Origin of the sequence: Staphylococcus sp. FSL W8-0271 (assembly GCF_038006605.1) — a bacterium.
GTDB lineage: Bacteria > Bacillota > Bacilli > Staphylococcales > Staphylococcaceae > Staphylococcus > Staphylococcus cohnii.
Map to the genome: position 1 here is coordinate 761,326 of NZ_JBBOVM010000001.1, position 21,570 is coordinate 782,895.

Consider the following 21,570-nt stretch of genomic DNA (forward strand, 5'->3'; position numbering starts at 1 on the left):
AATGGTTCGTGTATTAGTAAATATTTCATATCAGGGTAGTCAATTCTTAGGTTTTCAAATTCAAAATAATGGTAGAACCGTACAACAACAATTTGAAAAAATACTTAAACGCATGCACAAACGACATATTAGAATACATCCTAGTAGTCGAACTGATCGTGGCGTGCATGCATTAGAACAATATTTTCATTTTGATACAGAGCTTAATATTGCACCAGATCAATGGCGATATGCGATGAATCGGGCATTGCCTGATGATGTTTATGTGAAAGATGTTTCATTTGTAGATGAATCATTTCATTGTCGATACGATTGTGTCGGTAAAACTTATCGCTATAAAGTTTACCAATCACCTAATAAAAATCCATTTGAATGTGGATTGAAAAGTCACGTACCAGAAAGTTTAAACTTTGAAAAAATGACACAAGCTGCTAATTTGTTTATAGGTACACATGACTTTACTGGATTTTGTTCTCAAAAAACAGAAGTTGAAAGTAAAGTCCGTACGTTATATGAAAGTAAAATAGAAAAAACAGAATATGGTTTTGATTATGTCGTTACTGGTTCGGGATTTTTATATAATATGGTGCGTGTCTTAGTAGCATTTTTAATTGGAGTAGGCAAAGGGAAATTCCAACCTGAGGTAGTTCCACAATTATTAAATGCTAAAGACCGCAATAAAGTTCCGTTCACTGCACCAGCGGATGGATTGTATTTGGAACATATATATTTATCCCCCGAAGCACTGAAAAGAGACTTTGGTGAAAATATAAAAATATATCAAAAAAAATCTACACAAAATAGTTGAATTACATTGACAAAACCCCATAAAAATTATACGATAACTAACGGTATTGTTTTATATCACCCCACGATAAGCCCCGGAATCTTATTGTGTAACAAGATATAGAAGCACGTAGAAATTATAAATTAACAAAATAAATGAATTTAAGTTTAAATATCACTTTAATTAGACAAGAAACATTTATTTATTCTAGGAGGACAATTATATGCGTCAAACATTTATGGCTAATGAAGCAAACATTGAGCGCAAATGGTATGTTATTGATGCTGAAGGTAAAACACTTGGTCGTTTATCATCAGAAGTAGCTGCTATTCTACGCGGTAAAAATAAAGTAACTTATACACCACACGTTGACTCAGGTGATTATGTAATTATCATCAACGCTGCTAAAATTCAATTCACTGGTAATAAAGAACAAGACAAAATGTATTACCGTCACAGTAACCACCCAGGCGGAATCAAATCAATCTCTGCTGGTGAGTTAAAAGCTAAAAACCCAGAACGTTTACTTGAAAACTCAATTAAAGGTATGTTACCAAGCACACGTCTAGGCGAAAAACAAGGTAAAAAATTATTTGTATATGGTGGCGCTGAACATCCACACGCTGCACAACAACCAGAAAACTACGAGTTACGTGGTTAATTAAAAGGAGGAAATTACATTGGCACAAGTTGAATATAAAGGCACAGGCCGTCGTAAAAACTCAGTAGCACGTGTACGTTTAGTACCTGGCGAAGGTAACATTACTGTTAACCACACTGATGTACGTAGCTACTTACCATTCGAATCATTAATCTTAGACTTAAACCAACCATTTGATGTTACAGAAACTAAAGGTAACTATGATGTATTAGTTAACGTTCACGGTGGTGGCTTCACTGGACAAGCACAAGCTATCCGTCACGGAATTGCACGTGCTTTATTAGAAGCAGATCCTGAATATAGAGGTTCATTAAAACGCGCTGGATTACTTACACGTGACCCACGTATGAAAGAACGTAAGAAACCAGGTCTTAAAAAAGCTCGTCGTTCACCACAATTCTCAAAACGTTAATATCCCAAATATTGTTGCGAATATTTTTCGTTCACAGGTTTGGTACATTAATTGCTTAGGTGATTAGTGTCAAATAGAAGAAACGTTTCAAACTTCCCATATTAATATGGGAAGTTTTTTTGTTTTATAAATAAACAAAAATGTATACAACTTTTGTCCCCGTAAAAATAGAAAGAGTTGGTTTATTTTAGTAAGTTCAAAAAGTATGAAGTATAATAAAATAAAACAATATTAGAGGTTATACATATGACATTCAACAAGCTAAACCATCACTTAAAAAAATTAAGTATCGTATTATTATTAATTATTTTTTCTAGCATTACTCTTTTTGTGGTGAACCAAGTGTTAAACAAAACGTTAATTAAAAATATGTCCAGTGAAACATCAGTGCCGACATTTTATTTACATGGTTATGCTGGAACAAGTCAATCAGAAAAATACATGGTAAATTCAGCACTCCAAAATAATATTACAAATGACGTTGTTGAAGCGAAAGTTTTATCAAATGGAAAGGTGACATTTAATAAAAATATATCTAACAAGATGAAACGTCCGATTATAAAAATTATACTTGAAGATAATGAAAATAAAAATTTAGAAAAAAATGCGCAATGGATCAGAAATGTTATGATAGCTTTTAATGCAAAATATCATTTTAAAAAATATAATTTTGTTGCACACTCAATGGGAAATCAATCCTTTAGTTATTATATGTTAAAGTATGGTGATGATAGAGTTTTACCAAAGTTAAATAAGCAAGTTAGTTTAGCTGGAAACTTTAACGGAGAAGTAGATATCAATGGTTTGGATTTAAATATACATTTAGACAAAAATGGCAAACCTAACAAGATGTTAAAAGAATACCGTAATTTATTATCTATGCATGCGCACTACCCTAAAAATGCTGAAGTCCTTAATATTTATGGTGATTTAAAAGACGGAACGCATTCTGATGGTAGAGTAACGAATGTATCATCAGAATCGTTAAGGTACTTATTATCAAATCATATTAAAACTTTTAAAACATACAAAGCTTATGGACCTAAAGCTGAACATAGTGAGCTTCATGATAATGAAAAAGTTACAGATCAAATTAATGCATTTCTTTGGAATTATAAATAAAAAAGATAACTCTAATATATTAGAATTATCTTTTGAACAATTGTGCAGCCACTATATTTTCTCATTTTAATTAACTTAAAATTGATTGTTTTCAATTGCTAATAATTGTAACAAGTTTTTGCGGTTTGATTCCCCATAAACATGTGGTTGAATCATTATTTCATCTGCATTGTAGTTATGTGCGATTGCTTGTAATTGAGTAAAAACTTCATTTGGTAAACCACTGATAAAGCGTGGTTCATTTTGCTTCATTTTTTCAAGTTCTCTTGTAGTTGGTTGTCTTTGTTGAGCAAATGTAATTGATGGATAGTGACTGGGTTGTTTTAAATAGTTAATGCGCAATAACCAAAGATGAAAAGCTTGTTCTAATTCTTTGATTTTTTGAATGTCATTTGCAGTGATTACAAAAGTTGAAATCATAACATATGGTGTTCGGTTTGGATGAAGTTTTAAAAATAGCTTTCGATAATCATCAATGGATTGTTTAATTTTATATTTTTGCTTTCCCATTAAAGCAGTGACAAAAGGTAAACCAAGTTGCGCAGCGAGTTCAGCACTATTTTGGCTCGTGCCCAATATATGCATATCAGGTTGTGTATTGATTAAAGGTGTAGCGTATAATCCCAGAAACCTTTGTCTTTGAATGTCATCATTAAAATAGTTTATTAAATCCACAATTTGAGTTTTAAAATCAACTTTGACTGTTTTGTTTTCATTTAGTGCTTTATTTACATTTTTAAAGCTCATAGAACGGCCAATGCCTAAATCTACTCTGCCAGGATGACGACCTTCTAGTATTTTAAAAACTTCTGCTACTTTATATGCACTATAGTGAGGAAGCATAATACCACCACTGCCTATGCGAATCGAATTTGTATTTTCTAGCAATGTCATCATTATCATTTCAGGAGCGCTAGAAGCAACTGACAATACTTTGTGATGTTCAGCAACCCAAAATCGATAAAAACCTAGCGATTCAGCAAATTGAGCTAATTCAACAGAATGATTTATCGCTTGAGTAGTATCGCTGCCTTCAAATATTGGGACATAATCTAGTATACTTAATCGCATATTACACTCTCCTTCATTACAATCATTTAAGTGCTCTATTCTGTTTATCATAACACGGGGACAAAATATCAAATAAGCGATTTGATTGATTGCATAACTTCATCACTATAGAATAGAAGAAAATATGAAATGGAGGTAAAATAATGAAAACAGAAAGCATTGTATTAGCAAAACGCCCAGAAGGTATACCTTCTGATGATGTATTTAGATACGAAACTATTGAAATAGATGAGCCTGGTAATGATGAGATTCAAGTTGAAGCGATATATATTTCGGTAGATCCATATATGCGTGGCAGAATGGATGATAGTAAATCTTATATACAACCATTTCAATTAGATGAACCATTGGCCGGACATATTGTTGGAAAAGTAATACAATCCAACGCTGATGCTTTTGACGAAGGTGATTATGTATTAGGTATGTTACCTTGGCAAAAATATACAAATGTATCAGCTCAAAAAGTTACGAAAATTACTCAGAGAGAGATTCCACTTTATTTATATCTAAGTGTATTAGGTATGACTGGGCAAACGGCATACCATGGTCTGCTGAAAATTGGCCAACCAAAAGAAGGAGAAACTGTTGTTGTATCTGCAGCTTCAGGGGCTGTCGGATCAGTAGTAGGTCAAATAGCTAAATTAAAAGGCGCACGTGTGGTTGGTATTGCAGGCGGAACAACCAAAACGAAATATTTAACTGAACAATTAGGATTTGATGCTAGTGTAGATTATAAAGCTGATAACTTCTCAGAACAATTAGCACAAGCAGTTCCAGATGGTGTAGATGTTTATTTTGAAAATGTTGGTGGGCACATTGCAGATGAAGTAATGAAACACTTAAATCAATTTGCTAGAATTCCAGTATGTGGTGCAATTTCTGGATATAATGATAAAAGTATTGAGCACGGCCCACGTATACAGCCGATTTTGATAAAATCACAAGCACTTATGAAAGGATTTGTTGTTGCAAATTATGCTGATGACTTTAAACAAGCGAGTCAACAGCTTGCTCAGTGGGTAAATGAAGATAAAATAAAAACAAAAACTTCGATTGTAGAAGGATTTGAAAACGTGCCTAATGCCTTTAGAAATTTATTTACTGGAGATAATTTTGGTAAACAAGTGGTCCAAGTTTCAGACTATATATAAGTAAAGGAGATGCACATATGAAAGCAATTGGTGCAGATAGACCGTTTACATTAGATGAAGGTAATCAATTTTATGAAATGGATATAGAGACGCCAAAGCCTCAGCAATATGAATTATTAGTGCGTTTAACTGCTATTAGTGTGAATCCAGTAGATACGAAAATTAGACAATCGTCTATAAGTGAGTCGCCAAGAATTTTAGGATATGATGCTGTAGGTGTTGTAGAAGCTATAGGCGAAGATGTTAAACAATTTAAGATTGGCGATGAAGTTTATTATTCAGGTTCACCTTCGTATCAAGGATCGAATCAAACATATCAACTTGTTGATGAACGATTGGTAGCTTTGAAGCCGAGTAATATTAGTGATGTTGAAGCGGCAAGTCTCCCTTTAACTGGTTTAACAGCGTCAGAAACACTTTTTGATGTTTTTAATATTTCTCATAATCCAGAAGAAAATAAAGGGAAGTCCTTATTAATAATTAATGGCGCAGGTGGCGTAGGTAGTATCGCAACTCAGATAGCAAAGTATTACGGATTACACGTCATCACCACTGCATCTCGCGATGAAACGTATAATTGGTCAAAATCATTAGGTGCAGACATCGTGTTGAATCATAAAAATAATCTGACAGATGAATTTAAAAAATATGAAATTAGTGAAGTAGATTATATATTTTGTACTTTTGATACGGATTTGTATTACGAAAAAATGATTGAATTAGTAAAACCACGCGGTAAAATAGCTACAATTGTTGCTTTCAACAATAATCAAGATTTAAATTTATTGAAGACTAAAAGTGTAACCTTTACACATGAATATATGTATTCAAGACCGCTAAATAAAACAGAAGATATGGCTATTCATGGTACCTATTTAAAAGATATCACTAACAAAGTAGAATCAGGTGACTATAAGCCCACAGCAAATGAAGTGCTAAAAGGATTAACAGCAGATAATATTTATGAAGCGCATAAAAAAATGGAAAATCATAGCATGGTTGGCAAATTAGTTATTTCCATTTAGTAAAAGTGATTGATGTTATAAATATGAACACTGCTATTGAGAAATAGTTATTTGTTAAGCAATACTAGAAGAGTTAAACAGTTTTCAATAAAATAGCTGCTACAAAGGAGCAATGGCAATCAAAACATTATATTTGATTGTTATTTTGCTCCTTTATTTTTCAAAGAAATTGTTTCTCACAATATCAATATCGAAAATTATTACTCTTAAACATATGCACAATTTAAGATATAGAATGTATAAATCAAAGTGTTAAATACAATTAAATTCATAAATCACGCATATTACCACAATGTAAGGGTATATATGACACATAAAGTAAAGGGAGAGTGTCATGTTAATATGCGTCTTAGAAAATTAACAGTAGTTTTTTGGGTAGCGCTAACGATTTGTACGCTATTTGTTATTTATGGCGCAATTGCGCCTAAACAATTAGAAACGGTTACACAAGCGATTACCAATTTTATTGCAGTAAATTTTGGATGGTATTATTTACTATTAGTGTTAGCTATTTTAGTTGTATCTATCTATTTATTATTTTCTAGATATTCAACAATAACTTTAGGAGAAGAAGGAGAAGACCCAGAATTTTCACTAAAATCATGGTTTGCAATGTTGTTTAGTGCGGGTATGGGGATTGGTTTAGTATTTTGGACAACAGCTGAACCCATCAGTCATGCATTTACATTAACACCGATACATAAAGCAGGAACACAAACTGCCATCAATGAAGCGATGCAGTTCTCATTTTTCCACTGGGGTATACATGCATGGGCAGTGTACGGAATTGTAGGACTTGTATTTGCATATTTTAATTTTCATAAAGGGTATCCTGGATTAGTGAGTGCGACATTAAGACCAATTTTAGGAGAAAAGATGATGCGTGGCCCAATAGGTGGCGCAATCGATGTGCTTGCAATTATCGCCACAGTGACTGGTGTTGCTGCGACACTTGGATTTGGTGCATTACAAATTAATGAAGGGTTAAATTTTTTATTTAAAATACCTTCTAATTTTGGTACACAAGTTGTGATTATTGTTATTGCTACAGTGTTATTTACGTGGTCTGCTTGGTCAGGTATTGATAAAGGTATTAAAAACTTAAGTAATATTAATATGTTTTTAGCTTTTGTAGTATTGATCGCATTATTTTGTGTCGGGCCTACGTTAAACATTTTAAATACGTTTACTAATTCATTGGGAGATTATATTGCTAATTTCTTTAACATGAGTTTGCGTATTCCACAATCAGGTGGAGAGAAATTCCAATGGTTGCAACAGTGGACGATTTTCTACTGGGCTTGGTGGGTCTCTTGGGCACCTTTTGTTGGCATATTCATTGCTCGAGTTTCTCGAGGTAGAACAATTAAAGAATTTATTTTAGGTGTCCTTTTTGTACCTGCACTTGTTTGTTTTTTATTCTTTGCAGTGTTCGGGGCGTCAGCGATTTATTTACAGCAAAATGATATTGCCAACATTGCTAAAGAGGCAACTGAAACTGCAACATTTGCAACACTTGAGCATTTTCCATTAGGATTTTTACTCAGTATTATTACACTTATTGTAATTATGATTTTCTTTGTTACTTCAGCAGACTCTGCAACTTATGTGCTAGGTATGTTGAGTTCTAAAGGTAGTATTAATCCATCTGGCGTAGTAAAAGTAAGTTGGGGTGTTATTTTAGCACTATTTGCTATGATTATGATTTATACAGGTGGAACACAGTCAATACAAAACTTATTAATCATAGCAGCATTACCTTTTTCAATCGTTATTATCTTTATGATTTGGTCATTATTCAAATCATTATCAATTGAAAAACCGAGACCTAGCAATAAATTACTTGTTTCAGATGAAAAATATTTACAATATCGAAAAGCGAATCAAGAGCATGAAAAAAGTATCCAATCACAAACGCATCACGACAGCAATTAAAATTATTTTACCAAATACATTATAATTTCAATTTAAAATGTTTTTACTTTTATTTAACGGGGTATAAAGATGTATGACATGTACATATAATTTGACTATAGGAGGTGTCATACGAGGTGAAGCGAATTAAAAATTTTATACTAGGTCTATTAATCGTAGTCATCGTTGGTTTTTTACTGTTTATGTATATCAAAGATTCTAGAATTAGTGAGTACCAAGACTACTTCAAACAATTTAATTGGTTTGAACCGACGCTTATTGGCTTAGCAGCCCTACTGATTTTAATAGGTCTAATACTTGTATTTAGCTTGTTTAAACCTACGTATAGAAAACCTGGACTTTATAAAGACTATGAAGATGGACATATTTATGTATCAAGAAAAGCAGTTGAAAAATCTGCATACGATACACTTGTAAAATATGATCAAATTCGTCAACCAAATGTTATAGCGAAACTATATAACAAGAAAAAGAAATCACATATTGCTTTAAAAGCGGATTTCTTTGTTCCAGGTGATGTTCAAGTTGGTTCATTGACAGAAGAAATAAGAAATGACATTAAACAAAATGTTGAGCATTTCACAGAATTACCAGTTTCAAAATTAGAGGTTAACGTTAGAGATCAAAAAGCCTCAGGCAAACGTGTGTTGTAAGGGAGGGTTATCATGGCTAACAATAATAACCAACAAAGACAAGATTCTACACAAGAAGTTGTTGATTTTTTCAAAACATTTAAATGGAGAATAATTGGATTTTTAGCATTTCTAATTATTGCTATTTTATTTTTAACGTTAGGTTTCTGGAGTACAATTTTAATTATTGTTTTATGTTTAATTGGTATTGGTATTGGGTATACTAAAGACCGTAAGCAAGATTTTTTGAATTTCTTAAATCGATGGAGTTAATTAATTTAAAATAGTAAATTAATCATTTTAAAATCTTATATAAAAAAGGAGAATTAATTATGGCAGTAGATAATAATAAAGCAAAACAAGCATATGATAATCAAACTGGAGTAAATGAAAAAGAGCAAGAACAACAACAGCAACAACAACAGCAACAACAAGAACCAGAATTCAATAATAAGTTAACTTTCTCAGACGAAGTTATTGAAAAAATTGCTGGTATTGCTGCACGCGAAGTAAATGGTATTTTAGAAATGAAAGGCGGCTTCGTTGATAACATTTCTAGTTCATTTGGTAGCAGTAACAACGTAACACAAGGTGTTAGCGTTGAAGTAGGCGAAAAACAAGCTGCAGTTGATTTAAAAGTTATTTTAGAATATGGTGAATCTGCACCTAAAATCTTCCGTAAAGTGACAGACTTAGTAAAAGAACAAGTTAAATATATCACTGGTCTTGAAGTTGTAGAAGTGAATATGCGTGTTGAAGACGTGATGACTAGAAAAGAATGGTCACAAAAAAATGAAAAAAACCAAGATTCAAGCAATGAAAATAAAGGCTTACAATAATGCTTAATACAAAACTACCGGTAAAGTAATTACTTTACCGGTAGTTTTTTGTACGTTTATATTGCGTATTTTTATCCCTGATATAATGGATTGCTAACCTTGATATAAGTATAATAATCCGCTTCATCTGTGAGGCGCATGGTTGTAACACATTTATAATCTATTTTTGGTGCTAATAGAATTGATTTAATATTTTCTACGCGCTGTTGATCTTCCATATCATGTGCAATAACATTTAACTTAGCAATTAAAATATCACGAATCAATTGCCAAAGCTGTGTTTCAAAATTAGAATGCTCACTTGATTTTGTTATACTGACAATTAATTCACCGAGGTGATTTTGAATACTTGAGTAAAAAACTTTATTGAATACTGTTTGAGGTTGATCAGATAAAATTAAAGATTTTTCATGAAATTGTGCAGTACTATAGCCCATCTTATTTAAATGCATTTGATCTATACGTAGCCCTTCAAAATCACGTATATAAAGTGTATCTAAAAGTCCATCTTCGGTAAATGTAGCGATTGAATTTTGTAAATGCGCTTCAAGGGCGATACCATATTTCACATATAGTGGAATTGTAATATCTATTAAGGCTTGGATGTATTGTTGTATCCAAGATAAAGCAGCTATTTCAAAGGTCGGAAGCTTGTTTTTTTCTTTATATTTGTTAATTAACGAGACAATTAATGGTTCATCATTATATATCGTTGAAGCGACTAACGCTGAAGGGATGATGGGTGTAGTATCATTTTTAATCAATTGATAAATATTGGTTCTAAATAATGTACCTAGTTGTTCACTTCTTTTTGTTCTGATAGTTGTCTCATCCAATGAGTTATAAAAGTGAATACCGGCAAGCTCATCAATTGTATCAGCGTTTATATGCTTAAATAGTGAATCGTTTTGTTTAATATCATTAAGGATACGTGTCACCTGTGGCCCGTTTATTGTAGTTTGTTCAGATAATGTTCTAATCTCACCAGTAATATGAACGTTAGTTGATAATTTAATATGAGGTGATTTTTCAGGATATTTAGGCATTAAAGTTCTAAAAGATAGTCCTGCGTAATATGATTGTTGATAATCAATTGGCATCACTTTCTTAGTATTTAATTCTTCTTTGTACTCCTGTAATAATATATGGTCGTATTGCCATGGATGCACGACCATTACGTAATATTGATTAGCCTGATCACGACCAACATGATCCATAACAGCTGCTTCTAACCCTTCAAACAATCTAAAAAGTAAATCATTTTCTTCTTCAATATAAGTTTGAGCTTTTGCTATTGATTTATGTATTAAAACAAATTGTAAGGATATGGCGTTACCAAACTCCGCTGAAAAATTAATTACAGTTTCTGGTGTCATTCCTTTACGTAATTTAGCGCCTGGATGAATTGGGTGACCTTCAATAACAAACTGTTCAGAACTCAAATAACTATCCTCTGATTTTATAATTAAATCATATAAACTGTTTTTATTATTTTTTAATGTGTATGCTTGATAGCTTAATGCAATTGCCATATTTGTGACACTGTTGTTCAAATCTTCATAAAATTGTGTGCTAGCTTCATTATCAAGTTCTGGTGATATTGTTAAAATGATGTTTAATATTTCATTTGGATGTTGTACTCTATTGTAACTGCCATTGTGTGCAATATAAAATGGCCCTTGAACATCTAAGCGATCAAATGCATGTTCTCCTGTTATAGTTGCATATAGTGTCTTATTAAGTTCAGGAAATGCAATGGATAGCAATTTACTATTTGATGGTAAGTGTTCAATGTTCAAATCTTGATTAGAAATAATCTTACTGCGGCTCCGACTTTCTACTAAATTTTCCCTATGTAATGAAGAAATTAATCTTTGAGATATTTTATCTCGACTATCTAAAAGCATATTTAGGAACAATTTTGCCCATTGTTCATTGATTGATGATAAATATTCAAATGCACGTTGTTCGTCATTGTTAATATTATTTAATAAATTGTTGTTAATACTTTTTGAATTCATAAAGCACCTCTAAAAATTATTTTACAAAAGTATAAGATATTTGTATAATCCATAATATCGATAATGATAATTATTATCAATTAAAAAAGTCAGGTGAAAATATGCCAAAGTATTTTTTTCCAAGTTCGTTCCTATTATTTTTAGGAAATTGGATTGGACATATCACTTTAAATTGGTACGTGTATACGTTATATCATAACGCAATTCATCTTGGACTCATTAATTTTTTCCGTCTTGTGCCTATTTTACTCATTAGTGTATGGGCTGGTGCACTAGCAGATCGATGTAATAGAGGGAAATTATTGAAAATAACAATCTCTTCTTCTTTCTTACTTACCACTTTATTGTGTGTCTTAATCTTTCAAGGATGGGATATACCGATTGTAGTATTTTTATTATATTCATTGGGTAGAGGTATTATGAGTGCAATAGAAACACCAGTACGTCAATCTGTACTACCAGATTTGACGAAACGTTTAACAACAACACAGGTTGTTTCGTACCATTCATTTATTATTAATATTTGTAGATCTATAGGCCCGGCTATAGCAGGTTTAGTAATGGCGAGCTATAACGCAGAAATAAGTTTCAGCATACAAGCGGTATGTTACTTAATATCCTTAATACTATGCTTACCTCTCAAAATTGAACAACCGAGGGATGGTGAAACAGAAACACAAATGAGTATGAAATTTGTGTTTGAATATTTTAAAGATAATAGTGTTGGCACTAGGATATTTGTAACATCTTTGATTATAATGGCTAGTGGTTTTACATATACTTCATTATTACCAGTTTTAACAGATAAAACATTCCCTGAACAAGTAACGATGTTTGGGACAGCAATGACATGTTGTGCAATAGGTGGTATCATTGCAACAATGATTTTACCTAATATACTAGAAAATTTCTCCATGGTGAAGATGTATTATTATAGTTCGATATTATTTGGCGTTTCTTTATTAGGTAGTATTAGCCAGAATATTGTTTTATTTTTTATTTCAGTTTTCTTAATTGGTCTGTTCAGTCAATGGATGAGGACTACTAATAGGATTTATTTTCAACATCGTGTTAAACCAGAACATCGAGGGAAAATACTAAGTATTGTAATGATGGATAGAGGAATGATTCCCTTAGGTGCCATGATCATGAGCTTTTTAACCGAATACATAGGTATTATAGAAACCTTCATTATTATGGGGTTAAGTACTTTAACGATTGCATTAATATTTGGCATGATTAACAGACAAAGAACAAATGGAGGCAATGTTGTATGATGCATTATATATGGAAATTAGCAGATTTAAATATTCAATACCGCATGTTTAACGCGATTCTTAAAGAACATATTTTTCCTGAGAAAATGTTCTTTAAGTCCTTTGATAAATGCCTAGAACTTCAATACAAAGGACAAGTACTAAATGTTAACTGTGTGAGAAAGAGTCCTTTAATGCGTTATGTCTTTGAAGGTGAGATACGTTATATTAAAGGTGACGCAAGTTTTAATATTGAATCTTTGGAACAATTGCTTGAATTATTAACAAATCAATTTGATATCCCTATTAGTACTAGACTAACAGCAGAGTTACAATCAAGCCGAGAAGGTCTAGCGATGAGTTATGAAAATTTTAATTATAGACAATTAAACATTCGTGATAGTTTGAATTTTTCAAGAATGCCAATGACGATCAACTTTTTTACTTGGCTCCAACATATGAAAGAAGATAATGATGTTAATGATTTAATTTATTCTGAAAGCCTTGTAGTGGAGGGGCATCCAACGCATCCTTTAACTAAGACAAAGCTACCCTTAACGAATGAAGAAGTTAAATTATATGCGCCTGAATTTGAAAAAATTATTCCATTGAAAATCATGCTTATCCATAAACAATTTTGTATAGCAACTGCGATGGAAGACGATGAACAATATATCATCAATCAAGTCATTCCTGAATATAAAGTTAAAATAAAAGCATTTTTAGATTCACACGATTTAGATTTAGCAGATTATCGAATTATATTTGTACATCCATGGCAATATGAAAATGTTATTCCACAACAATTTGGACATTGGATAGAAACACAACGTCTTTTAGCGACACCGTTTGAAATAGAGTCTAAAGCAACACTGTCTTTTAGAACAATGGAGCTACTCAATAAACCATTTCATGTCAAATTACCAATAAATGTACAGGCGACAAGTGCAGTGAGAACTGTTTCATCAGTAACAACCGTTGATGGCCCTAAATTAAGTTATGAGCTGCAAGATATGATGGATGTGTATCCACAATTAAAGGTCGCGTTGGAGCCCTATGGCATATATGCTGATACAGATGAGGATATCGCACGCCAATTAGCTTGTATTGTGCGTTATCAGCCACAAATTTCAAACACCGGCCTCACGATAGTAACGGGAAGTTTGGTCAATAGAAATCCTGTGGATAATCAAATCATTGTCGATAGTTATATAGAATGGCTTGGTCTAAAGTTAACCAAAGAGACAATTAAAAAATTTATTAGTAATTATGCATTAACACTTATAAAACCATTAATAGCCTATATCCAAGATTATGGTGTGGCTTTAGAAGCACATATGCAAAACACAATTGTTAATTTGAACCACGATTTTAAAATGAAGTTTATGATCAGAGATTTAGGAGGCTCAAGAATTGATTTAAATACGTTAAAAGCTCAATTACCTAACATTAATGTTACTAATAAAAGTTTAATCGCCGAGAATATTGAAGCGGTCATAGCAAAATTTCAACATGCTGTCATTCAAAATCAAATTTCAGAACTAATACATCATTTTACGCAATATGATGGTATAGAAGCAGACGAACTATTTGACCTTGTACGTGAAGCCGTTGAACAATCCATTGATTCAAAAAAAGCACATTCACATATACTACGACAGACCTTATTTGGAGCTAAAATAAATGTGAAAGCATTGCTACGTATGCGAATGGAAGGTAAAGTTAAAAATTATTTAACTATAGATTTAGATAATCCTTTAAGTAATGAGGTGTAATTATGGCAAAAATCAACATAAATCTTTCTAAAATTAAATACAACGCCATGACATTAAACTCACTTTTAAAACAACATCACATTGCTTTTACACCTGTGATTAAATGTGTGGCAGGTGATAATACAATCGTTGAAATGTTGAAAAGTATTGGCATTACACATATTGCAGATGCAAGGATCAGTAATATTCTAAAAAGTACAGATGAAGCCATATCTTTTACATTAATTAGAAATAGTAACCATGAAGAATTAGAAAATGTAGTACGCCACGTTGACATGAGCATCCAAACTGAATTAGAAACAATACGAAAAATCAATGAAATCGCAAGTAATTATAATGTGAAACATAAAATATTATTAATGGTTGATTGGAAAGATGCTAGAGAAGGTGTGCTGACTTACGACGTAATTGCTTATATTAGAGAAATTATGAACATGCATCATATATGCCTCAAAGGATTGGCTTTTAATTTTATGTGTTTTAATGCTATTGCGCCAACTGAAGAAGACGTTGAGATGATCAATCAGTTTATTATTTCAATCGAGAAAGAAACACATATGAAATTTGAAATAATCTCAGGTGGCAATTCTAGTATGTTATTATAAATGCTTTATAACGATCTAGGAAAAATTAATGAATTAAGGATTGGAGAAACTTTGTTTAGAGGAAGTGAAACGACTACAAATAACCATTTTGCTACTTTATATCAAAATGTCATCATTTTAGAGACAGAAATTGTTGAAATCAAACCTCGTATTAATATGAATGATGGGCAACACTATTTACAAGCAATTGTAGATATAGGAAATTTAGACACAGACGTCAATGACATTAAACCATTACATCATCAAGTAAAAGTTTTGGGCGCGACGAGTGATCACCTTATGATAAATTTATTAAATAATGATCATTACCATATCGGAGATAAAATACAGTTCAGTCTAGGTTACAAAGCTTTAGCACAAAGTATGTTTGTACCTAATTTAGCTAAAGATTATCAGAGTGATGATGTTATTGAAAAAATGTGTTATATCAAAAATATGAGAATGTTGAATAAAATTTGATTTTTATCAAATTTTAATAAAAAAATTATTGACATTGAGAATCGTTATCAATAAAATTAGATGTGTAATGATACATATCTAAGGAGTGAAAACGATGAAGCAGAGATCTAAATGGATGGGTCTATTATTAATCACATTAACGCTTATCTTGTTAGCGGCTTGTGGTAAAGTTAGTGATAATGGTTCTGACCAATCTAAAAATGACGACAAAACTAAAAATGGCACAACGATTAAGCATGATGGAGGAACAACTAACATTGATAAAAAACCTAAACGTATAGTTGCACTTGAGTTTTCATTTGTTGATGCTTTAGCAGCATTGGATATTAAACCGGTTGGTGTCGCTGATGATGGTAAAAAAGATAGAATTTTAGCACCGATACGTGAAAAAATAGGCGATTATCAATCAGTGGGTGCACGTAAACAACCAAACTTGGAAGAAATTAGCAATCAGAAACCAGATTTAATTATCGCAGATAGTAATAGACATAAAGGCATACAAAAAGATTTAGAAAAAATTGCCCCTACAATCATGTTACCAAGCTTTGATAGTGATTATAAAGACAACCTAGAAGCATTTAAAACAATTGCTAAAGCTACAGGTGAAGAAGATAAAGGAAAAGAAAGATTAAAAGAACATAATGAGTTAATGGATAAATATAAGAAAGAAATAACAATGGACAAGTCTCAACCAGTATTAGCTACAGTAATTGCCAAATCTGGTTTGCTTGCACACCCAGAAAATACATATGTAGGTGAATTATTAAAAGAATTAGGTTTTAACAACGCGCTTAATAAAACTGAAACAGATAACCTATCTAAGTATTTAAAAGGTCCATACTTACAACTAAATTCAGAAGTGCTTTCAGACATTAATCCAGGACGCATGTTTATCATGGTGGACAAAGGAAAAGCTGATCCAAACTTGAAAAAACGAGAAGAAGAGCCAGTTTGGCAAAGTTTAGATGCTGTTAAAAATGATAGAATTGCTATTGTAGATAGAAATACTTGGGCTCGTGCAAGAGGTATCATTTCTTCTGAAGAGATTGCTAAACAATTAGTAGAGATTTCAAAAGATGAAAAAAATGATAAACAACAAAAGTAAGGTGAACGGTAAATGACTAAGACTAATAGCATTAACCAAACCAAAACAGAAGACAAGAAAAATAGCAAACGCACAGCACTCACATTTATTGTGAGTGTGTGTGCGCTTTTTGTCATTATTTATTTTAATTTAAGTGTGGGCGCATCTCATATTACTTTCAATGACTTTAATGATTATTTTTTTGCGCATTCACAAACGAAACAAACATTTTTAATACATAATGTACGAATACCAAGGATGTTAGCCGGTTTACTCATAGGTGCAGCACTAGGGTTAGCAGGATTGTTAATGCAAGCGATGACTAGAAATCCTTTAGCTTCTCCTCAAATATTTGGCGTGAATTCAGGTGCATCTTTTGTGATTGTATTGATTACTATGATTGTGCCATGGTTGTCATCTTTTGCAACGATACTAGCATTTATAGGTGCCTTTATAGGTGGTCTAACTGTCTACACTTTATCTGGCTCAACAAGAGGGATGACTCCAATAAAGTTAGCACTTGCCGGAATGGCAATCCATTTATTTTTTTCAAGTATGACACAGGGTATTATCTTATTAAATGAAGATGCAACATCAACAGTGATGTTTTGGTTAGTAGGATCTTTATCCTCGATTACATGGACACAAGTATTAGGTATCTTACCATGGTTAATACTTGCATTTATCTGTACAGTTATCATAGCTAAACAATTGACAATCATGGAATTAGGTGAGGATTTGGCCACCTCTTTAGGTCAAAATGTTAAATTGATAAGAATGATCATTGGTATCTTAGTCATTGTGCTGGCAGGTACTTCTGTTTCAATCGCAGGTCCAATTGGTTTTGTAGGACTGATAGTGCCACATATTGTTAAACATTATATTAATACAGATTATAGATTAATGGTGCCTTTAACGATGATTATCGGTGCAAACTTATTATTATTATCTGACGTTTTAAGTAGATTGATTGCCTTTCCTTTTGAATCACCTGTAGGTATAGTAACGTCATTTATCGGTGCTTTTTATTTCTTAGCATTTACAATAAAAGGAGTGAGAAGGCTATGAAGCGTCCATTCATATTTCGCTATTCGTTAGTTACAGTATTGTTATTGATTGCGTCAATTTCCTCCCTTTCAATAGGTGCTGTTTTCATCAATCCGTTTGAAGCGGTAAATAGCCTTTTTACACAAAATAGTTTTATAATTAACGAGTATAGAACACCAAGGATGTTTTTAGCATTAATAGTAGGCAGTAGCCTTGCTATTTCTGGTGCATTGATACAGGGTGTAGTAAGAAACGCTCTGGCTTCTCCTGATGTGATAGGTATTACCAAAGGTGCAAGTTTATCTGCCGTTACAATTATCATGTTATTTCCATCAGCGCCTTTATTCATATTGCCATTCGGATCATTTGCAGGCGCATTAATCATAAGTTTGATTTTAACTATATTAATATCAAGATTTAATGTAAAAGGTTCTAAGTTAGCATTAATTGGTTTAGCGATTGGTGCAATATGTACAGCAATTGTACAATATATGCTCATACGTAACCCACTTGATGCTAACACGGCATTAGTCTGGTTAACAGGTAGCCTATATGGTCATAGTATGTCAAATGTGTGGGTGATATTACCTTGGTTTATTGTTACGTTACCGGTGATATTTTATTATTGTCATCAACTAGATATTTTGACATTAGGAGATGATATAGCGATTGCACTCGGGGCAAAAGTGAAAAAGGTAAAAGCAATTCTTTTATTTTTAGCTGTTATTCTAGCAGGTGCTTCAATATCAGTAGTTGGTGGACTGAGCTTTTTAGGTCTCATTGCACCTCACATAGCTAGACAGTTAGTTGGTCATAAACATAAGCATATTACGCTTATGTCTGGCTTATTGGGTGCTTTAATTTTAACGATAAGCGACAGTCTAGCAAGAGGTATACATCCGCCAATTGATATTCCTGTGGGTGTCATTGTCGCGATTGTTGGTGTACCATATTTTCTGTTTTTATTGAGAAAATTATAAATTTAATATATAAAAGATTGAAAACGAAAGCGCTTTCATTTAAAGTAGAGGCTAAGACATTATGTATTCATGACAACCTCACTTCATATTGACAGAAAATGACTGAACTTAAAATGCGCTCTAGATTAGGCTTTTTCATTTCTAGTCAACCTTGTCGGGGTGGGACGACGAAATCTATTTAATAAAATTAGATTTCTGTCCCACCCCCTTTTATTAGCTATATAAACAAATTACATTAAAAAGGTATAAAAATTTGATTTACATATTTATACAAAATAGGTTATAATTATTGCTGTTGCTTTTTAAAGTGTTTATGAAAATATATATACACCTAAGGGGTGAACGAAATGGACGATTATAGTAAAGCACAAATTATCAAAGGAAGATTAAAATTCATTTTAATGTCAGTTTTGGGGATTATCCTATTTTTGATTCCTATAACCGTGACTGAAGATGGTGAAAAGCAAACGACTTTACCAGTGGCATTTTTAGCAGGACTATTAAAAGACTTATTAGGTGATGCGATGCCATTGATTATTGTAATAATAATTACTATTTCAGGTGTTTTATCTATCATCTGTTCGACGGTATTGAAAAATAAATTGAAACCTGAAGGATTAATGAATAACGCATTTAATGTAAAATTCGTATGGCTTATTTTAAGGATTTTAGCCGTTATTTTTGTTTGGATGACATATTTGAAAATAGGCTCAAAAGCAATTTATTCAGCTGATACTGGTGGTTTAGTGTTCGAAAGTTTATTACCAACGCTTGTATCTGTGTTTTTCTTTGCGGCACTTTTTTTACCTTTATTAATGGAATATGGTTTATTAGAATTATTAGGACCGATTTTCAGACCAATCATGCGACCATTATTTACACTGCCAGGACGTTCGACAGTAGATAATTTAGCATCATTTATTGGTGATGGGACAGTTGGGGTTTTAATAACAAGTAGGCAGTATGAAGGTGGATTTTATTCTAGACGTGAAGCGACAGTGATAGCCACAACTTTCAGTGTAGTATCTTTAACATTTGCAATTGTTGTTGCAGAAACAGTACATATGCAAAATCATTTCTTTTATTTTTATTTATCAGTAATCGTATCATGTATTGTGTGTGCCTTGATTTTACCTAGAATATGGCCATTGAGTACGATTAAAGATGAATATTCCAAAGAAGTATCTGAAGAAATGAGAACTGAGAAGTTACCTGAAAATAAAACTGCTTTGAGACATGGGTTTGATATGGCTACAGAAACAGGAATTAAAGCGCCAGGATTCAAAATGTTCTTTAAATCTGGTTTTAAAACAGTTATAGATATGTGGTTCGTTATATTACCAGTTGTAATGAGTGTTGGAACTTTAGCTACAGTCATTGCGACTTATACTCCAATATTTGCAATTATTGGTAAACCTTTTGTACCTTATTTAGATTTATTGCAAATTCCAGAAGCTACACAGGCTTCAGAAACAGTTTTAATAGGATTTGCTGACATGTTTTTGCCTTCGATTTTAATTGAAGGCGTGGGCAATGACATAACATTGTTTGTCATTGGTGCTTTGAGTATTACGCAGTTGATTTATTTATCTGAAGTGGGTGGTGTCATTTTAGGATCTAAAATACCGGTTAGTATTTTTAAATTATTTGTTATTTTCTTAATTAGAACTATCATCGCGTTGCCAATTATTGCTTTAATGGCACATCTTTATTTTAATTAAATAGAATAAAACACACATGAACTCATATTTGAAATTTTTAAGTAACCTGCCTTAAGTCATTTCTTATATTTGTAAATGTGTGTTTTTTAATTAGATTAGTGAAGTTCTGTTAAAACAGTAGCTTTGACAATTTTATTTCCTAAAATAGGAGATGGTTCATTTTGTTGGGAAGTATTGTTTTGACTATGCGCTTCTTTAAAAGCATCGCTTTTTAGCCAACCATTAAAAGATGCCTCATTTTCCCACCAAGTATTAACATACATTTGATCATAATCTGCTTCGTCATCTATTAACCACACTTCAATATGATGAAAGCCATCTAAATCTTGAATTTTCCCACCTTGTGTAAATTTTGGTGCTAATTTTTCAGCAAACCCTTTCTTAACATCTATTCTATTAGTAACAACATACATGTTATTCACCTGCTTTCTAATTGATAGTTTTAGTATAGCATTTAACTGGACCTTTACATTATTGAAAGCCATTGTTCAATAATTACTTTCTCTGCATAACTAAAAAGAAGTGAAATTCTATTTATCAGAATTTCACTTCTTTTTATAATCAAATAGGTTCATTAAATTAAACTTTTAGTGATTATTATTTTGTAATTTCATTATAAACTTTTTGATCATTTTGCGTGTAAATAATGTATTCATGATTATCAGTATCAATGATAACACGATTTGTTTTTCCAAATGTAGAACCAATACGTGAAACTTTTTCTCTATCTAATTTTGGAACTGCATGGATATTTTGATCTTGTGAAACATTTTTAATTTCACTTGTTGGAATCTTAATATCAGCGACTCTCCATTGAATTCTTATTTCATTGTTATCTTTTTTTACTGTCATTGCCATATCGCGAACACATCCTTTAAATTATTTATAGCTATAGCATACAATAAAAAGTAATCGTTTTCAAGTGATTGTGTGATACTTTTAATCATTATGTCATACTATTTTATTTCGCGAAAGTATGTTCGCATT

At 32.1% G+C, this 21,570-nt stretch carries 20 protein-coding genes and 1 pseudogene; 17 read left to right on the forward strand and 4 right to left on the reverse strand.

All coding sequences use genetic code 11. The annotated features are described in order from the left end of the window. The first annotated feature begins 1 nt into the window (after position 1). From truA to NST87_RS03680, 4 genes are all read left to right on the forward strand, one after another. Complete coding sequence (truA, locus tag NST87_RS03665; RefSeq protein WP_019468666.1) at positions 2-808, forward strand: tRNA pseudouridine(38-40) synthase TruA; 807 nt, start codon at positions 2-4, stop codon at positions 806-808. 202 nt (positions 809-1,010) lie between these two features. Next, positions 1,011-1,448 (forward strand): 50S ribosomal protein L13, encoded by a 438-nt coding sequence (gene rplM / locus NST87_RS03670; protein WP_019468667.1) that lies wholly within the window; start codon positions 1,011-1,013, stop codon positions 1,446-1,448. A 19-nt stretch (positions 1,449-1,467) separates the two neighbouring features. After that, positions 1,468-1,860, forward strand: coding sequence for a 30S ribosomal protein S9 (gene rpsI / locus NST87_RS03675; RefSeq protein ID WP_019468668.1), 393 nt, complete (start codon positions 1,468-1,470; stop codon positions 1,858-1,860). A gap of 246 nt (positions 1,861-2,106) precedes the next feature. After that, complete coding sequence (locus tag NST87_RS03680) at positions 2,107-2,982, forward strand: alpha/beta hydrolase (protein WP_019468669.1); 876 nt, start codon at positions 2,107-2,109, stop codon at positions 2,980-2,982. Between the two features lie 75 nt (positions 2,983-3,057). Here NST87_RS03680 and NST87_RS03685 read toward each other — a convergent pair whose 3' ends face one another. Next, positions 3,058-4,053 carry an LLM class flavin-dependent oxidoreductase gene (locus NST87_RS03685; protein ID WP_019468670.1) on the reverse strand — a complete coding sequence of 332 codons (996 nt, stop codon included), beginning with the start codon at positions 4,051-4,053 and terminating at the stop codon, positions 3,058-3,060. A 143-nt stretch (positions 4,054-4,196) separates the two neighbouring features. On the opposite strand from NST87_RS03685, the gene NST87_RS03690 reads away from it, so the two are divergent. From NST87_RS03690 to NST87_RS03715, 6 genes are all read left to right on the forward strand, one after another. Beyond that, positions 4,197-5,204: an NADP-dependent oxidoreductase gene (locus tag NST87_RS03690; RefSeq protein ID WP_103211194.1), complete on the forward strand. Its 1,008-nt coding sequence runs from the start codon at positions 4,197-4,199 to the stop codon at positions 5,202-5,204. 17 nt (positions 5,205-5,221) lie between these two features. Then, on the forward strand, positions 5,222-6,229 hold the full coding sequence (locus NST87_RS03695) for a zinc-binding alcohol dehydrogenase family protein (protein WP_019468672.1): 1,008 nt from the start codon (positions 5,222-5,224) through the stop codon (positions 6,227-6,229). A gap of 342 nt (positions 6,230-6,571) precedes the next feature. Further along, complete coding sequence (locus NST87_RS03700; protein ID WP_019468673.1) at positions 6,572-8,164, forward strand: BCCT family transporter; 1,593 nt, start codon at positions 6,572-6,574, stop codon at positions 8,162-8,164. A 116-nt stretch (positions 8,165-8,280) separates the two neighbouring features. Beyond that, positions 8,281-8,817, forward strand: a complete 537-nt coding sequence (gene amaP, locus NST87_RS03705; protein ID WP_019468674.1) for an alkaline shock response membrane anchor protein AmaP — start codon at positions 8,281-8,283, stop codon at positions 8,815-8,817. 12 nt (positions 8,818-8,829) lie between these two features. Beyond that, entirely contained in the window at positions 8,830-9,069 is a 240-nt protein-coding gene (locus NST87_RS03710; protein WP_019468675.1) for a DUF2273 domain-containing protein, read from the forward strand. Positions 9,070-9,128: 59 nt separating this feature from the next. Further along, entirely contained in the window at positions 9,129-9,635 is a 507-nt protein-coding gene (locus NST87_RS03715) for an Asp23/Gls24 family envelope stress response protein (protein WP_019468676.1), read from the forward strand. 71 nt (positions 9,636-9,706) lie between these two features. On the opposite strand, the gene NST87_RS03720 is transcribed toward NST87_RS03715, so the two are convergent. Then, complete coding sequence (locus NST87_RS03720; protein ID WP_019468677.1) at positions 9,707-11,656, reverse strand: IucA/IucC family protein; 1,950 nt, start codon at positions 11,654-11,656, stop codon at positions 9,707-9,709. Positions 11,657-11,757: 101 nt separating this feature from the next. Here NST87_RS03720 and NST87_RS03725 point away from each other — a divergent pair, with 101 nt between their 5' ends. The 7 genes and pseudogenes from NST87_RS03725 (at position 11,758) to NST87_RS03755 (ending at position 20,583) form a co-directional block, all read left to right on the forward strand. Beyond that, on the forward strand, positions 11,758-12,933 hold the full coding sequence (locus tag NST87_RS03725; RefSeq protein ID WP_019468678.1) for an MFS transporter: 1,176 nt from the start codon (positions 11,758-11,760) through the stop codon (positions 12,931-12,933). Beyond that, entirely contained in the window at positions 12,930-14,687 is a 1,758-nt protein-coding gene (locus tag NST87_RS03730) for an IucA/IucC family protein (protein ID WP_019468679.1), read from the forward strand. Before NST87_RS03725 ends, NST87_RS03730 begins: the two co-directional genes overlap by 4 nt. 2 nt (positions 14,688-14,689) lie before the next feature. Next, positions 14,690-15,751: pseudogene (locus NST87_RS03735) on the forward strand (alanine racemase). A gap of 94 nt (positions 15,752-15,845) precedes the next feature. Continuing rightward, positions 15,846-16,856 (forward strand): ABC transporter substrate-binding protein, encoded by a 1,011-nt coding sequence (locus NST87_RS03740; RefSeq protein ID WP_040029971.1) that lies wholly within the window; start codon positions 15,846-15,848, stop codon positions 16,854-16,856. 12 nt (positions 16,857-16,868) lie between these two features. Continuing rightward, complete coding sequence (locus tag NST87_RS03745) at positions 16,869-17,903, forward strand: FecCD family ABC transporter permease (RefSeq protein ID WP_040029970.1); 1,035 nt, start codon at positions 16,869-16,871, stop codon at positions 17,901-17,903. Next, positions 17,900-18,862: a FecCD family ABC transporter permease gene (locus NST87_RS03750; RefSeq protein ID WP_340721327.1), complete on the forward strand. Its 963-nt coding sequence runs from the start codon at positions 17,900-17,902 to the stop codon at positions 18,860-18,862. The genes NST87_RS03745 and NST87_RS03750 overlap by 4 nt, the downstream gene beginning before the upstream one ends. Before the next feature lie 347 nt (positions 18,863-19,209). Continuing rightward, positions 19,210-20,583: a YjiH family protein gene (locus NST87_RS03755; RefSeq protein WP_040029969.1), complete on the forward strand. Its 1,374-nt coding sequence runs from the start codon at positions 19,210-19,212 to the stop codon at positions 20,581-20,583. A 95-nt stretch (positions 20,584-20,678) separates the two neighbouring features. On the opposite strand, the gene NST87_RS03760 is transcribed toward NST87_RS03755, so the two are convergent. After that, positions 20,679-20,996: a heme oxygenase gene (locus tag NST87_RS03760; protein ID WP_019468686.1), complete on the reverse strand. Its 318-nt coding sequence runs from the start codon at positions 20,994-20,996 to the stop codon at positions 20,679-20,681. A 184-nt stretch (positions 20,997-21,180) separates the two neighbouring features. Next, a complete protein-coding gene (locus tag NST87_RS03765) occupies positions 21,181-21,441 on the reverse strand; it encodes a SunI/YnzG family protein (RefSeq protein WP_019468687.1) in 261 nt (86 codons plus the stop codon). Positions 21,442-21,570: the final 129 nt, after the last annotated feature.

Coding starts and splice junctions, on each gene's coding strand:
- truA (WP_019468666.1), top strand. CDS start 2: ATGGTTCGTGTATTAGTAAATATTTCATATCAGGGTAGTCAATTCTTA.
- rplM (WP_019468667.1), top strand. CDS start 1,011: ATGCGTCAAACATTTATGGCTAATGAAGCAAACATTGAGCGCAAATGG.
- NST87_RS03680 (WP_019468669.1), top strand. CDS start 2,107: ATGACATTCAACAAGCTAAACCATCACTTAAAAAAATTAAGTATCGTA.
- NST87_RS03685 (WP_019468670.1), bottom strand. CDS start 4,053: ATGCGATTAAGTATACTAGATTATGTCCCAATATTTGAAGGCAGCGAT.
- NST87_RS03690 (WP_103211194.1), top strand. CDS start 4,197: ATGAAAACAGAAAGCATTGTATTAGCAAAACGCCCAGAAGGTATACCT.
- NST87_RS03695 (WP_019468672.1), top strand. CDS start 5,222: ATGAAAGCAATTGGTGCAGATAGACCGTTTACATTAGATGAAGGTAAT.
- NST87_RS03700 (WP_019468673.1), top strand. CDS start 6,572: ATGCGTCTTAGAAAATTAACAGTAGTTTTTTGGGTAGCGCTAACGATT.
- NST87_RS03710 (WP_019468675.1), top strand. CDS start 8,830: ATGGCTAACAATAATAACCAACAAAGACAAGATTCTACACAAGAAGTT.
- NST87_RS03715 (WP_019468676.1), top strand. CDS start 9,129: ATGGCAGTAGATAATAATAAAGCAAAACAAGCATATGATAATCAAACT.
- NST87_RS03720 (WP_019468677.1), bottom strand. CDS start 11,656: ATGAATTCAAAAAGTATTAACAACAATTTATTAAATAATATTAACAAT.
- NST87_RS03725 (WP_019468678.1), top strand. CDS start 11,758: ATGCCAAAGTATTTTTTTCCAAGTTCGTTCCTATTATTTTTAGGAAAT.
- NST87_RS03730 (WP_019468679.1), top strand. CDS start 12,930: ATGATGCATTATATATGGAAATTAGCAGATTTAAATATTCAATACCGC.
- NST87_RS03740 (WP_040029971.1), top strand. CDS start 15,846: ATGAAGCAGAGATCTAAATGGATGGGTCTATTATTAATCACATTAACG.
- NST87_RS03745 (WP_040029970.1), top strand. CDS start 16,869: ATGACTAAGACTAATAGCATTAACCAAACCAAAACAGAAGACAAGAAA.
- NST87_RS03750 (WP_340721327.1), top strand. CDS start 17,900: ATGAAGCGTCCATTCATATTTCGCTATTCGTTAGTTACAGTATTGTTA.
- NST87_RS03755 (WP_040029969.1), top strand. CDS start 19,210: ATGGACGATTATAGTAAAGCACAAATTATCAAAGGAAGATTAAAATTC.
- NST87_RS03760 (WP_019468686.1), bottom strand. CDS start 20,996: ATGTATGTTGTTACTAATAGAATAGATGTTAAGAAAGGGTTTGCTGAA.
- NST87_RS03765 (WP_019468687.1), bottom strand. CDS start 21,441: ATGGCAATGACAGTAAAAAAAGATAACAATGAAATAAGAATTCAATGG.